We start from the raw sequence: 13,725 nt of genomic DNA, 5'->3' as shown, positions 1-13,725 counted from the left end.
TCTTAAACTCCTTTTAATTAGTCATATAACCAGAGACCAGCTTTAGCTGACTCTGCGAACATTCGTACAGTTAGCGGCTTTGATACTTGCTTGATCGGCTCTTTGTTAAACCATTTGCGATATACAGACTCTCTTTCCCACGGGTAGTAGGTATCAAAATTGATCGCTGATACATCGACATTAAATTTCTTCCCGAAATCATCAATGGCATAAGGTAATTCATCCCATTCGGCATAGCCTTGCAATGGCGTATCAAACTCAATCGGGATAGGCTTAAAAGTAAACGTCACTGCAAGAGATAACTCTGCCCTGAAAAACTCTAATATTTCGCTATCTGTCACCATACACGATCCTCTTTTCTGGCTATGGTGTTGTAGGTATTCACCGTTTTATAAGTAATCTGAGCGACATCGCTTGCCAATAATACCCAACCGATAACAGGAATCGTGCGTCCAACGAATGCGCCTAAATTGTTTGTCATCATCGGTTTTAGCGTTCGGATGCTGGCATTTGTCAGAGTCGGGAGCCTTACGGATAGATGCACGTTGAGGAATTCCCGAGAATATTTAGAGGCGATGGACGTACCAGGTGTCGCTCCGTAAGGTTTACCTCTGGTTTTCAATACCGGCAACCCAAGAACGATACAAGCCATCCCTAATAGATCGGTAATCCCGCCAAATTGTTCATCAATTTTGTCGAGGAAAACCCAGAAAAATAGCTCTCCTGACGAAATATTACAGACAGCCTTATAAAAGTATGTTCCATTGAGCTCTTCTACTGAATCCATATCACAATCCATTATGATTAATGTGGAAATGACAATTATAGCGATTATTTTTCAGCCGAAATATAGTAATAGTATGATTTTTATGACAGAACCCCCATAAAATTTGCATTAAAAATAATGCAGCCAACACTGTCATATAGCATGAAATAAAGAATAAACTTTGGTAATTTTATTCATCATATGCCAATAACAAACCATCGTTATCAGCAGATTGCAAGCCACAGCAGCCGGAATAATGAAAGCCGGATATGTTTCTCCATCAGTAAAAACAGACGAGTAAGGCAGGAAGCGGAACAGTGTCCAGAACAGGAACGTGAACGCGAATACCTTAACAAGACATCGCAGGGTGGATAAAATCCAGTCATCAAAGAGGTTGGCTGGATTAACTTTGCGCATCATGCCGTTGTAAGTGGTGATCATCGCGCTCATGACAGAAACACTGATCAGGATAATTAGACTGGCCCCATAGATCACCGGACACTTCGCCTCTCTTAAAATAAGAGGTAGTCTTAGACCTATGTTTAACACCAGTCAGAATAATAAGATGGTTGAAGTGTTATCAGGACCCGAGCGGCGACGACGCCGAACACCGCAGGAAAAAATTGCCATTATTCAGCAGACTATGGAGCCCGGCATGACCGTGTCTCATGTTGCCCGTCTTCATGGCATCAATGCTAACCAGATCTTCAAATGGCGCAGGCAGTATGAAGACGGCTCTCTGACCGCCGTGGCATCAGGCGAAGAGGTCGTTCCCGCATCTGAACTTGCTGCTGCCAATAAGCAAATCCGCGAGCTTCAGCGCCTTCTGGGCAAAAAGACGATGGAAGCTGAAATACTTAAAGAGGCTGTGGAGTTCGGTCGGGCAAAAAAATGGATTGCGCATGCACCCTTGTTGCCCGGGGACGACGAATAACTGACGTCTGCCGGAGTATCGGTGTGTCGCGTGCGCAGCTGAATATCAGGGTTAACCGGCCATCTGGCTGGCAGGATCGCAGAAGACAATCCAGCTTCGACGACACCGCGGTGTTGTCCCGGATAAATACGGCGGTGGCTGAACTGCCCACATACGGTTATCGCCGGGTATGGGCGCTGTTGCGACGGGAGTCTGAGCAGGACGGGCAGCCTGTTGTGAATGCGAAGCGGGTGTACCGCATTATGAGCACTCACCATCTTCTTCTTGAGCGTAAGCCAGCTGAGCACCACCGGAAGCGGGCCCATAAAGGACGCGTGGCGGTGGCTGAAAGCAACCGGCGCTGGTGCTCAGACGGCTTCGAGTTCCGCTGTGACAATGGCGAAAAGTTGCGGGTAACCTTCGCCCAGGACTGCTGTGACCGGGAGATCATCGACTGGGCAGCGGGCACAGGTGGCTATGACAAAGAAACAGTGCAGGATGTGATGCTGGGTGCAGTGGAAAAACGCTTTGGGCAACATCTGCCGTCAGAGCCGCTGGAATGGCTGACGGATAACGGTTCAGCCTACAGGGCACATGAAACGCGGGCGTTCGCCCGGATGCTGGGGCTTGAACCGTGCACGACAAGAGTGCGTAGCCCGGAAAGTAACGGCATCGCAGAAAGCTTCGTGAAGACGATAAAGCGGGACTACATCAGCATCATGCCCAAACCGGACAGCGGGACGGCGTTGATAAATCTGGCAGTGGCGTTCAGCCATTACAATGAACATCATCCGCACAGTGCGCTGGGATACCGCTCACCACGGGAATATATACGCAGAAAGTTATCGTAACCATAAGAGAGAAAAAGCGTCTGGATATAAAGGGTCAAATCCAATAATGATCAGAATAGCGAAGTAAAAATGTAACGATTCCCACACTTCTAGATCGGGTTCACCCAGTATGAAACGAGTAAAACGACTGGCGCTGTGGAAATCAAAAAGACCGATGATGGAACTGACTAAACCGTCGTAGGGAATCACCTTAGCGACGATCAGCATAACCACAGAAAACAGCACTATCTTAAGGAACAAGCTAAGGGCATGTTTTGCCATTGGCGATCACCTCAATTGTGCCGTATGCCTTGAGTTTACTCATACAAGGGACGCCTACCAGCTATTGCGCATCATGGCAAAATCTGAATCATGTGGCAGAGTGATACTGCCTTCCGATGGCGCGCCGGAATGCAAACGCAAGTTACCGCGTTTAACCCCTCAATCCATGTGTAACAATCATCCCGCCACAGAGCAAACCATTCGTTATGCCTGAACGTCGCACCATTCACTACATGGTTGTAAAGATCCCGAATGCCTGCATTAACTTGCGATCGGAGTCCACCTTTAGGACGCTCAACAATCCAGTATTTACCCGCCGGAACCGGGCCTACTGTTGGCTTCATGCCACAAGCTCCCCGATTGCGATAAATACCATCGCCAGAGAACGCTAAAAATGTTCCTGCCCCAGGAAACGATAACGGAGAGTAGTGCGCATCGTTGATTACAAACTTTCCATATAAGTCCATAAACCACCCAATATCCTTTTGTGATATGTGGATTAAGGTACAGGTTGCTTAGTAGACAAGCCATATTAAAAACATGATTTTATTTAAAATAATCTTATTTTATGTTGGGGTATGAGCCTGGCTGTGACATATGGATTATGGCAAACGGTGAAATTTAGCGGGATATGCAGATATCCTTCGGGAGCGTGGCTGATATTCAGACAGAGTTTGAGCCTGGTTACGGCTCACAACGGAAAGTCACATACCAGCGCCACTAGCCATCAGAGCGGCTTTTGTGCAAGAAAAAATCAGGGAAGATTGGGCATATAATAAAGATGAGATATTTCAGTTAAATTGTTTTTTAATCAAAAAATGAAAGAAGTGCGAAGGCCGGACTCGAATTTCAAGTTTAATCAACTGAATTTTAAATGATTAATAGATATTGCATTGGTTATGTATACTCAGTTGTATACTCAAATGTTTTCTTTCAACATCAACGAGTGATGCAACACATGAACCAACCCAAAGATGGTGCAATGATTATACCCGTAGCATGACCCTGTAAATAATTCTGTGTAATTGCCATCCGATTAAAGGTGGTCGTGTAAGCAGACCCGTTTTAGTTCCACGCACTTTTTGAGATTTCCGGGGTTTCAGCCATCAGTCGGTACTCTTCCGGTGTCAGATTATTCAGGGATTCGTGGGGGCGCTCGCCGTTATATTCAGCCACCCAGCGCTCTGTAATTTCCCGTGCTTCATTCAGTGTTCTGAACAGATAAAAATCCAGTATTTCTGTTCTGTATGTCCGGTTGAACCGTTCGATAAAGGCATTCTGCATTGGCTTGCCGGGCCTGATAAACTCCAGCATCACACCATGCTCTTCTGCCCATTGTGCCAGCGTCAGCGAGACCAGTTCCGGACCGTTATCCATCCGCATCTTTAGCGGATATCCGCGGTTTGCCACGATCCTGTCCTGCACTCTCACGACCCGCTGCGCCGGGATATTCAGGTCAATTTCGATCGCCAGTGCTTCGCGGTTAAAATCATCCACCACGTTGAAGGTCCGGAAGCGTCTGCCGCACACCAGCGCATCGTGCATAAAATCGATGGACCAGCTCTGGTTCATCGCCTCTGGCGTCGACAGCGGAGCCGGATTACGCACCGGCAGGCGCTGTTTTCCCTTACGGCGAAAATTCAGTTTCAGCAGGTAGTAAATCCGGTGAACGCGCTTATGGTTCCAGCAGTTGCCTTGCCTGCGCAGCACCTGGAAAAGCTTTTTAAATCCGTATCGCGGATAGCGTTCAGCCGCCACGGTCAGCGCCATAATGACTGGCTCATCACGTTGCGTATCCGGCTGATAACGAAATACCGTCCTGCTCAGCGATAATAGCCTGCATGCCTGACGTAAGCTCATGGCAAACTGCGCGGTCAGATAGCTGACCAGCTCACGCTTTATCGCTGGTTTTAAAGCTAATGGAATGGTTCGCCCCCACTCAACTTGCTAAAATTGCACTTGCTGTCAGCCCTTATATTGGAGGTGTGTTATGTCACGAACAAAAGCACAGTCCCTTAGCCGAATGGGTATTGATATCGGTAAAAATACGTTCCATGTAGTAGGAATGGACGATAAAGGAAATATCCTGATTAGGCGATGTTTTACCCGCGTTAAATTGATTGAATATCTAGCCCGCTTACCCCAAACAACGATTGGAATGGAAGCCTGTCCGGATTGCCATTGGCTGGCCAGAAAAGCTAAATCATTTGGACATACGCCCTGCATCGTCCCGGCACAATTTGTAAAACCTTTCGTTAAATCAAACAAGAATGACCTGATTGATGCTGAAGCAATAGCCGAAGCCATTTCTCGTCCTACTATGCGGACAGTGATACCAAAAACAACGGCACAGCTCGATCTACAGGCATTACATAGGATCAGAGAACGCGTGGTCTCTCATAAAACAGCGGTGGTGAATCAGGCCAGGGCATTTCTCCTGGAATACGGATTAACTATCCACAGTGGAATTGCCAAATTTACACATGATATGCCTTCTCTGTTATCTGACGAGCAAAACGAACTGAGTCCATCAATGAGGGATATACTCATTGATCTCTGGGAGGAATATCGGTCTCTTGAGGAAAAACTGTTGCACTTACGTCGCCAGATTGAGTCTATCGCTGATGCAGATGGAATAGCTAAAAGGCTGACGTCTATTCCCGGTGTAGGGAAATTGACAGCGACGGCAATGACGGCGTTTGTAGGTAATGGCCAACAATTTAAATCAGGGCGCAATTTAGCTGCCTGGCTGGGGCTTGTACCACGAGAATACTCAACAGGAGGCAAGCAACGTTTATTAGGTATGAGTAAACGTGGCAATGCTTACCTGAGAAAACTGCTTATCCATGGAGCCCGAACCTGTGTTCTGCATTTGAACAGGACAACAAATTTTCTGGGACAGTGGGTACAACTTATGGAAGAGCGCGGTGTACACCGCAATAAGGTTGTTGTCGCACTGGCGAACAAAATTGCCCGAATTATCTGGGCTGTCATGACACGACCGGGCGCTTTTTATTTACAGCAACGAGAAATCTGAACTCGCTTAAAATCTTACCAGTTTGCAGGGTATGTGATGACAAAACTGTGCAATGGCGTCTTGTAAACCCGGGACAAAAAAACGGCTTTAACAGCCGAAGAAGCTTATTGGGAACCTGACGCGCTTATTCCATCATGGCCTTGCTGCCAAAAGCAGCTGACTTGCAAGAGGCCGGATACATTAACGCAAACAGCTTTTATCATCGTGTGCTTGCAAAACGGGGGCGAACCATACATTTTTTCAATAACGTCTTTCAGTGCGCGGCACTCGAGACTCAGGTCCGCAAACATCTGCTTCAGTCGGCGGTTTTCATCCTCCAGGTCTTTCATCTTTTTGATATCAGAGGCTTCCATACCGCCGAACTTCGCTTTCCAGTTGTAGTACGAGGCCTCAGAAATCCCTGCTTCGCGGCAGACATCTTTGACGGTGCGTCCGGCTTCGACGGACTTCAAAACGGCAATGATCTGGTGTTCGGTGAATCGGGCTTTGCGCATGACGATCTCCTCCAGGAACATAATCAGTATGCAGGAAGATCTCTAAATGTGAATGGTCCGCTTTACCGGGATGCTTACAAGCTTCCGTTTTGAGGCCTTTGGCCAGTTCAGCCGCAAGGGCCTTGAGTTTCTTTTCGTCCATACTTTGCCTGTCTCCGTTGTTGGAGTGAACATATCAAAAACAGGCAATTACACAATTTAAATTACAGTCTCGAAGATGTCGATAAGGAGTTTGCGCTTGGGCTATTATTATATTTTAAAAATGTAAGTGCTGAAGATAAGATAAAATTTCAGATTTTTGGAAAGATATTTCTTGCAGAGATGATTGGTAGATAATGATATTCTAAAAAAAATCTGAGATGGACATTACTTTCAAATTAATTTAGAATGGCATATCTTCATTTAACAAGTTAATAGGATGATCATTATATTTAGTGAGGAAATCAACCTGTTCCACATAGCTTAATATTTTATAGATGAATATCTCTATTGTTCTTATAAACCTCAATAAAGTGCTACTTTTAACTATATAAAACTTGTCTCCAAGATTAGAGATTTCAATTTCTGGGAAGTTATTTTTAATACTCGTTTTTTGTTTTAACCCTTTTTTACCTTTTGTAAAAAAAGAGTTCTGATGAACAATAATATTACGTAAATTCTGATACTTTCCTATTTCAGCCCATTCCCCACTAATTAATGAAAAATCCAAACCAGAAGTAATGACAAGATAGTCTTTTGCTTTACCTATTAGACTTCCACTTGATAAATCGTCATGAGAAAATTTCGCACTAGTGTTTGTAAAAATTTCATAGCAGATTTCAGACAGCACCGTCTCAAGAACTGAATAAATCAAAACTACAGCAGAGTGGTGATAGTAGCACAATAAAGACTTACCCTCGTTCTCAAAAATATCCAATATCAAACTTTCATTTTCTGGAGCCAGTTTAGTATCATTGTACATTTCCTCAGATAATTGAGTACCTTTGTCATTTACTAAATCTTTCGTAAAAGACAAATAACCTTCAAGATATTTTATTTCGTACTTAAATTTCAATATCAAATAGGAAAAATCTATTTTTTTATATTCAGCCTTATTATTTTTAATATACATTCAACACCTACGCATTTTTTCATGAAATATATTTTACATTATACAATATTTTTCATTAAACATCTATCAATGAATTGTTCCCCAACATAAACATTGATATATAATGAATTTATTATTTCCATTAAATATAAGAGTCCAGATTCACTAGTGTTTCATTAGCATTGTTTCTAGACTAAGGTAGATTGAAAAAATATTTAGGGGTGTACATACATCACACGGATATAGTGGTGTTATATTCTTCAGTAAAATAAATCAACGACACTTAATTTATCATATTGCGCAGATATGGGAGCTAGAAACCGTGCCGTATATTTAAAAATCACTAATAAAAGATATTCCTATTTATGAACAAGACAATATACAGATTTACTTCATGAAATATCTGATTGCCCAACATATGGGGAGTTGTTTACAGCTTAATGGGTTGATTTGGTTGTCCCAAGTGTGGGGGTATGTATTATATTCAATGGATATTTTCTTTAAATTTTTTAAGGATTGTATTTTATGAAAATATCATTCGGCAATGAATCACTTAATACATCAATATATTTAATGATCCATGCTATGTTAAATAACTTTTCAATGGAAATACTCGCTTCAATGAAGTATTCGAATTTATCAATATGTGAATAGTTATCTACGGCCTATTAAACTGATTTAGTTGCCCCACATCTGGGGAAAGATGTAATTAGTTCTCATAATTGGATGGCATAGGGCCAACAGGCCCTAAAATATTGACAGCGTTATGATTGAGTAAAAAACAAACACCCTATTCTCATACTATTACTGCATTTAGAAAATTAATTGCAGCTGTGCTTGATGAAAACTCAGCTTTTATATGATCATCATTCATGTAAACAACATATATTAAAAAATTATTGAATACATAATTCTCTGTTGCAGAATGTTGTATATTATAACCACTAATAAAATTCTTCGCATCACTTAAACTATTAAATTCATAGTTATTTCCATAAAGTGGAGTTATAACTACCTTTTTTAAAGACTTACTTATTTTTCCTTCCAGTATATTAATAAAAGTAGTTATATCATCCCTATTTGAATCAATGATAATTTTTTTAATGGAAAGAAGCTGCTCTTGGCTTATATTTTCAATCGCAGAAACCTTTTGGCTAAGAAGAACTTCAGAAGTGCTCTCATCAAAAGACATGTCTATGCCAGATTGAGAAAAAGCCGAAACTATATTTGAATAAGGGATATATAACACATGAAACCCACAGTTTGCTAGTTGCTTTAGTGAAGGTTCAGTGAATTCTCCAGCAAGTATAGCCCCTTTAAAAGGACATTCGATATAATATTTATCTGCAATTGGTAGAATAGCCCCTTGAATTTCCTGAGCTTTATTTTTGGAGTGTTTAGTGTATCTTCTCCACGCCGATTCAATGAATGCGACGGGTCTTCCTAATTGTGTAGATGATCCACCATATTCAAACACAAAATCCAAGTCATGAGTGCTTCCGTAAGAATCGGCCCAAGTTATTTTTTTGCCCTTTCTTCCTTCCCGTGGTTGCCCAACAACATCCAGATACATGCCATGTCTATCTGCAACTCCCTGAAGTAGAGGGATGAAAATGCTTTCAAGCATATTACCTAAAAGCTGACCTAATTTATGTGATGGGGATGTAGCCATTTTTTATCCTTTTATCCAAAGTCTACCTTCATGTAAAGGTACTGTATGTGTCCTGTTTTTCCACTTAACGTTTCTATCCCTTAATTTCTCAAAACTATACTCAGAGAAACCAGCGGAAAGAGCTAAATCTCCCAGCCATCGTTCTGCTGGAACATGAATTCCGTAAGGTGCTGAATCACCAATAACGAAGCAGACCTTTGACCCTTTATCCATATTTTTTCGTAAATTTACCCATGTTTGTGCCAAGTCCAAAAAATATGCAGCAATCATGGTGTGGTATGTTTTTTTTCCGCCTTTTGTGTGACGAATAATATCTAATTGCTTTGTAATATCAGCTATTTCATCTTTGATTGGGGATAATAATGGATTGCAAATGTATTCATCTAAGTCAATTTTATCAGCAGCGGAGTGTTGAGAACAAGACCTCATAAGAGACGGCCTTACAACATCCTTTAGATCACCCCAGCCATTGATCTCTCCCCAAAACATCATTTCTAATCGCGTAGCATCAGCATAATCGTAATTATTTGGATATGGTGGTGATGATATGAGCAAATTACATTTTTCAGTTTTAAACGGACGTCTTACATCTTGATGTTCTATTTTAGAACAGCTTTCCCATCCAGAAGAAACGGCATGCAACATATCAGACTTCATTAGTTCAAGTTTTCCTGAGAAAGCCTCAAAGGGATCAAGAACCTTAGATTTAGACTTATTTGGCAATACATATTGCCACTGTGCAGTACCTACATGACTACAAGCTCGAAGGATCGATGTAATATTTAATCGAATTAGCTCCCAAACGGGTTCTGTTGTTGATAATTTTTCATAGGCTCTTTTCAACCGATCCAGTTTTTCGAATGATTCAAACGAATAACATTTTCCAAGAAGGTTGTCATTTTCATATCTATCAATTTTAGCGTCCGATTTAATGGACATTGCATAATTAAGGGTCGCTTTTCCTGCCTCATTAAAATCTGATATATTTGTATCCCATAACTGTTTTGCTTTAGCAATTCTTACAATAAAAGGATGTCCTTCAAATCCATAAGACTTAACTTTTAATGAGTCAGAAGATATATTTGTTGTTCCTGAACCTGTGAACGGTTCAAGTACTATAGCTTTATTACCGGTTTCTTCTTGGTATTTTAAAATCTCAGAATTGACCCACTCAGCAGAAAACCCTGCTGAGTATCGAAACCAACGATGAACAGGCAGTTTCATATTGTCTGCAAATGTTCCAGAACGAGCTGTTTTTTTGAGCATAGTAATTTACCAATCTAAACCAATCTATCAAGTGCCTCTGATTGTACCCTAAAGCACTTGGTTTTTAATGAAGTATTAAAATATATTAAAAACATAGTGTTACGTTTTTACAAGAGTTAAGTTACTACTCTTATCTAAGTTTCTATTCTCGATAGATAAACTCAAACGGCCTAACCATGTTATTGCAATTCGCATCTAGATAATCAGCCCACCACTGTAGCATTAACCTACGCTCATCGAAATGTTCAGCAAGGTGGATGTAAGCCGCACGAACGGTATTGCGTTCCTGATGGCTCATTTGTCTCTCAACAGCATCCCTTGACCATAAACCTGATTCGATCAACGCACTACAGGCCATCGCCCTAAACCCGTATCCACAAACTTCCGTTTTAGTGTCGTAGCGCATTGAGCGCAGGGCCTTGTTAACAGTGTTCTCACTCATCGGTCTATCCGGTTGGTGATCACCAATGAAGACCAACTCGTAATCCCCACTGATTTGTTTTATCTCTTCTAATATTTTCAGTGCCTGACGGCTTAGAGGTACAAGATGAGGGCTACGCATTTTAGAACCACGATGTGAGTGCTTTACGCCCTTCAAAGGTTTTCGTTCTGCAGGTATCGTCCAAAGAGTATTTTTAAAATCGATTTCTTCCCATCTTGCAAAACGCAGTTCACTTGAACGAATGGATACCAACAGTGTTAGTTTCACTGCCAATTTAGTCAACTTTCGACCTTTAAAGCATTCGATACGATCAAGCAATTCGGGAAGGCGTTCGAAATCAAGCGCTGGGCGGTGCTCTCGTTTAGCTACAGCTATTGCGCCAGCCATATCTTGAGCTGGATTATAATCAAGTAGACCATTTTGTACGGCAAAACGTAGGATTGCGGTCGTTCGCTGTTGAAGACGCGAAGCAACTTCATATCGCCCACTCGCCTCTACTACCTTAATTGGAGCGAGTAGATCCCGAGTCTTCAGTTCCGAAATCTTACGTTTACCTAACGCAGAGAAAAGATTATCCACTAAGCTTTTAAGCACCCTCTCACTATGGGACTCCGACCATTTTTTGCTACAAGATGCATGCCAATCTCTTGCTACAGCCTCAAAGGTTAGTGCTCCGCTTTCTTCAATCTTGTCCTCTTTTTTCTTCTGAGAGGGATCGATACCATTAGATACCAGTTTCTTTGCGGCATCGCGCCTCTTACGAGCCTCTGCCAATGAAACCATTGGATAAACACCTAACGCCAGCATCTTCTGTTTGCCACTAAAACGATATTGAAGACGCCAGTATTTTGAGCCATTGGGGTTAACCAACAGGTGCATCCCCTCACCATCGGTAAGTTTGAAAGGTTTGTCTGCAGGCTTAACTGTTCTGACTTTAGTATCAGTAAGAGCCATAGATCGCCCTCCCTGTGTTGGTATCAATTGCAATCGAACCAAAGCTACCAACAGTTATACCATCATTTGTTGGTAGATGTTGATATACATCACTAGACTTTAGTAGACTTGAAACAAGAGAAGGACTATCTAACTTATTGATTTTGTATACGTAAATAGACTTTAGTAGACGAAAAAAAGGACTTGATTGGTGCCGAAGGCCGGACTCGAACCGGCACGTATTTCTACGGTTGATTTTGAATCAACTGCGTCTAACAAGTCATTGATTATCATCACTAACTTGTTACGCACCTACGGTTCGTACAGCCAATTTCGCCAACAGATTGCCCCAGCAAAATAGCAGGGGTTTACATGGATCACAAGAGGGCAAAGCCGAAGGACAAACGCGATCGTTATCTGATTCTCGATCCGTGTGGTGTGTACATGGTACGCATAGCTGTCCCGGCATACATGGCGGCATACTTCGGCAATAAAACATACTTCATGAGGTCAACAGCGACTCGCGACATTCGTCAGGCACGTCTATTCCGGGATGCCATCGCATTGGAATGGTACAAGCTGCGCGATCAGCTTAAACCTGTACGTTCAGGTTCACGGGTTGAGCAGATCCTTGATGAACTTCGAGGTATTGGCAAACAAGCAAAGGACACACCGCCCACACAATTGAACTTCCCCGCTCAAGTGCAGGCTTGCCCTTCTCTTCTGGCGATGCGGGATCAGTACATTCTGCAATTCAGTGAGAAACGTAAACTGACCACCCTGTCAAAGACGAACAAGGCCGTCGAGGTCTTATTGTCCCACCTTCGCAAGCGCGATATTCCATTGAAAGATATCAACCGAACCATAGTTACTGGCTGGCTGGATAAACTGAAATGCGAGAGAGCGCCCCAGACGATTCAAAACTACATCAGCGCCCTTGCTCAAATCTGGGACTTAGCCCGTAACCGATATCACGACGCACCACAGGATAACCCCTGGCGTGGTCATGGCCTAGAAGCTAAAAGCAGCAAGATAAGCTACGAAGTTTTCACCCATGCCGAGTTAGCGAAGGTCTTCGCTGCCCTGGGGGGTGATGAAGAGATGCAGGCGGTGACGCTGATCGGGATGTACAGCGGCATGAGATTGAATGAGATTTGCTCCTTGCAAGTTGGGAACATCCGCGAGATTGAGGGGGTGCTTTGCTTCGAGGTCACAGAAGGCAAGACCAAATCAGCGGCGCGTATCATCCCGGTTCATAGCCGCATTATCGATCTGGTGGAGTCCCTTCTCCAGAAGCCCCATAACGGCTTTCTTTTCTACCGTGCGTCAATCATTGACCGTGCAGACGGCAAGCGCTCAACGTGGCATACACAGCGTTTTACACGGGCTAAACGGCAGGCTCTGGGTGAAGTTGAAACGGAACGGAAGGTTTATCACTCGCTACGTCATGAAGTGGCCCAGCAGCTTGATCGGAACCAGGTTCCAGAAGACAGGATCGCGTTATTGATGGGCCATGAGCGCGGGAAAACAGAGGCGTTCAAGACGTACTCAAAAAATGCTGCATCACCAGTGGAACTATCAAGGTATGTCGAGTTGGTGAGCTACGAATTTTTAGTGCAGTAATTGAGCATTACGGATTTGTTGAATCAGGTAAACGCTCAAGACATCACCACCGACCCGATGGTATGATCATACATCCAGTTCATAATAGAGGGCGTTGTGTATGACTCGTGAAGAAATCCAGTTGCACCAATTGGTAAAATCCCGCCTAGGTGTTTTCACAAACGGAGCCAGATTCTCGGATAACCAGATGGGGATTACATTGAACCTCCCTGATGGTGATAAAAAAACTATCTGGGGAGAATGGCGACATATGTCTAAAGTTGGAAGACTCACGGATCGAGTGACAATGTTGCAACACGCTATTTATGAACAATACCCTGAGTACCGTAACAGTATCCCTCAGGAATGGGCAAGGTAACGCAGCCCAAAAAAAAACC

12 protein-coding genes and 3 pseudogenes are annotated in these 13,725 nt (G+C 42.9%); 4 read left to right on the top strand and 11 right to left on the bottom strand.

Annotated elements, in window-relative coordinates; genetic code table 11:
- Positions 1 to 17: 17 nt before the first annotated feature.
- The 3 genes from FNY10_RS17045 to FNY10_RS17035 all read right to left on the bottom strand — a co-directional run bounded on the left by FNY10_RS17045 (position 18) and on the right by FNY10_RS17035 (position 1,216).
- Entirely contained in the window at positions 18 to 344 is a 327-nt protein-coding gene (locus tag FNY10_RS17045; protein ID WP_160702407.1) for a DUF1493 family protein, read from the bottom strand.
- Positions 338 to 787 carry an STM2901 family protein gene (locus FNY10_RS17040; protein ID WP_160702409.1) on the bottom strand — a complete coding sequence of 150 codons (450 nt, stop codon included), beginning with the start codon at positions 785 to 787 and terminating at the stop codon, positions 338 to 340. Before FNY10_RS17040 ends, FNY10_RS17045 begins: the two co-directional genes overlap by 7 nt.
- Before the next feature lie 132 nt (positions 788 to 919).
- Complete coding sequence (locus tag FNY10_RS17035) at positions 920 to 1,216, bottom strand: hypothetical protein (RefSeq protein ID WP_202395181.1); 297 nt, start codon at positions 1,214 to 1,216, stop codon at positions 920 to 922.
- Between the two features lie 115 nt (positions 1,217 to 1,331).
- Between FNY10_RS17035 and FNY10_RS17030 the strand changes: the two genes are divergently transcribed.
- Positions 1,332 to 2,530, top strand: a protein-coding gene (locus tag FNY10_RS17030; RefSeq protein WP_160702411.1) for an IS3 family transposase whose coding sequence is annotated in 2 segments (ribosomal slippage) — positions 1,332 to 1,650 and positions 1,650 to 2,530 — 1,200 coding nt in all. Because the reading frame shifts where the segments join, the coding sequence is not laid out codon by codon here.
- On the opposite strand, the gene FNY10_RS17025 is transcribed toward FNY10_RS17030, so the two are convergent.
- From FNY10_RS17025 to FNY10_RS17015, 3 genes and pseudogenes are all read right to left on the bottom strand, one after another.
- Complete coding sequence (locus FNY10_RS17025; RefSeq protein ID WP_227699446.1) at positions 2,522 to 2,791, bottom strand: hypothetical protein; 270 nt, start codon at positions 2,789 to 2,791, stop codon at positions 2,522 to 2,524. The two genes, FNY10_RS17030 and FNY10_RS17025, sit on opposite strands and share 9 nt — an antisense overlap.
- A pseudogene (locus FNY10_RS17020) lies at positions 2,772 to 3,258 on the bottom strand (DUF2778 domain-containing protein). Before FNY10_RS17020 ends, FNY10_RS17025 begins: the two are co-directional and overlap by 20 nt.
- Positions 3,259 to 3,856: 598 nt before the next feature.
- Positions 3,857 to 4,708 (bottom strand): annotated as a pseudogene (locus FNY10_RS17015) (IS3 family transposase); the annotation flags it as partial.
- Between the two features lie 73 nt (positions 4,709 to 4,781).
- Between FNY10_RS17015 and FNY10_RS17010 the strand changes: the two are divergent.
- Positions 4,782 to 5,828, top strand: a complete 1,047-nt coding sequence (locus tag FNY10_RS17010; protein WP_160702413.1) for an IS110 family transposase — start codon at positions 4,782 to 4,784, stop codon at positions 5,826 to 5,828.
- Between the two features lie 236 nt (positions 5,829 to 6,064).
- On the opposite strand, the pseudogene FNY10_RS17005 reads toward FNY10_RS17010, so the two are convergent.
- The 5 genes and pseudogenes from FNY10_RS17005 to FNY10_RS16985 form a co-directional block, all read right to left on the bottom strand.
- Positions 6,065 to 6,322 (bottom strand): annotated as a pseudogene (locus FNY10_RS17005) (transposase); the annotation flags it as partial.
- Positions 6,323 to 6,704: 382 nt separating this feature from the next.
- Positions 6,705 to 7,433 carry a hypothetical protein gene (locus FNY10_RS17000; protein ID WP_160702415.1) on the bottom strand — a complete coding sequence of 243 codons (729 nt, stop codon included), beginning with the start codon at positions 7,431 to 7,433 and terminating at the stop codon, positions 6,705 to 6,707.
- A gap of 775 nt (positions 7,434 to 8,208) precedes the next feature.
- On the bottom strand, positions 8,209 to 9,084 hold the full coding sequence (locus tag FNY10_RS16995; RefSeq protein WP_202395183.1) for a hypothetical protein: 876 nt from the start codon (positions 9,082 to 9,084) through the stop codon (positions 8,209 to 8,211).
- A gap of 3 nt (positions 9,085 to 9,087) precedes the next feature.
- The gene (locus FNY10_RS16990; RefSeq protein WP_202395186.1) at positions 9,088 to 10,350 is read right to left on the bottom strand and encodes a hypothetical protein; all 1,263 of its coding nucleotides are present in this window, start codon (positions 10,348 to 10,350) and stop codon (positions 9,088 to 9,090) included.
- A gap of 142 nt (positions 10,351 to 10,492) precedes the next feature.
- Positions 10,493 to 11,746, bottom strand: a complete 1,254-nt coding sequence (locus tag FNY10_RS16985) for an integrase arm-type DNA-binding domain-containing protein (RefSeq protein ID WP_160702417.1) — start codon at positions 11,744 to 11,746, stop codon at positions 10,493 to 10,495.
- A 351-nt stretch (positions 11,747 to 12,097) separates the two neighbouring features.
- On the opposite strand from FNY10_RS16985, the gene FNY10_RS16980 reads away from it, so the two are divergent.
- Together FNY10_RS16980 and FNY10_RS26645 are read left to right on the top strand one after the other, a co-directional pair.
- The gene (locus tag FNY10_RS16980; protein ID WP_160702419.1) at positions 12,098 to 13,348 is read left to right on the top strand and encodes a site-specific integrase; all 1,251 of its coding nucleotides are present in this window, start codon (positions 12,098 to 12,100) and stop codon (positions 13,346 to 13,348) included.
- Positions 13,349 to 13,448: 100 nt separating this feature from the next.
- Positions 13,449 to 13,706 carry a hypothetical protein gene (locus tag FNY10_RS26645; protein ID WP_074416330.1) on the top strand — a complete coding sequence of 86 codons (258 nt, stop codon included), beginning with the start codon at positions 13,449 to 13,451 and terminating at the stop codon, positions 13,704 to 13,706.
- Positions 13,707 to 13,725 lie beyond the last annotated feature (19 nt).

This window comes from Klebsiella sp. Lac1 (assembly GCF_009825425.1).
In the GTDB taxonomy this organism is placed as follows: domain Bacteria; phylum Pseudomonadota; class Gammaproteobacteria; order Enterobacterales; family Enterobacteriaceae; genus Klebsiella; species Klebsiella electrica.
Note: the sequence above shows the minus strand (reverse complement) of the source record. Positions and strands in the feature narration are given on the sequence as shown.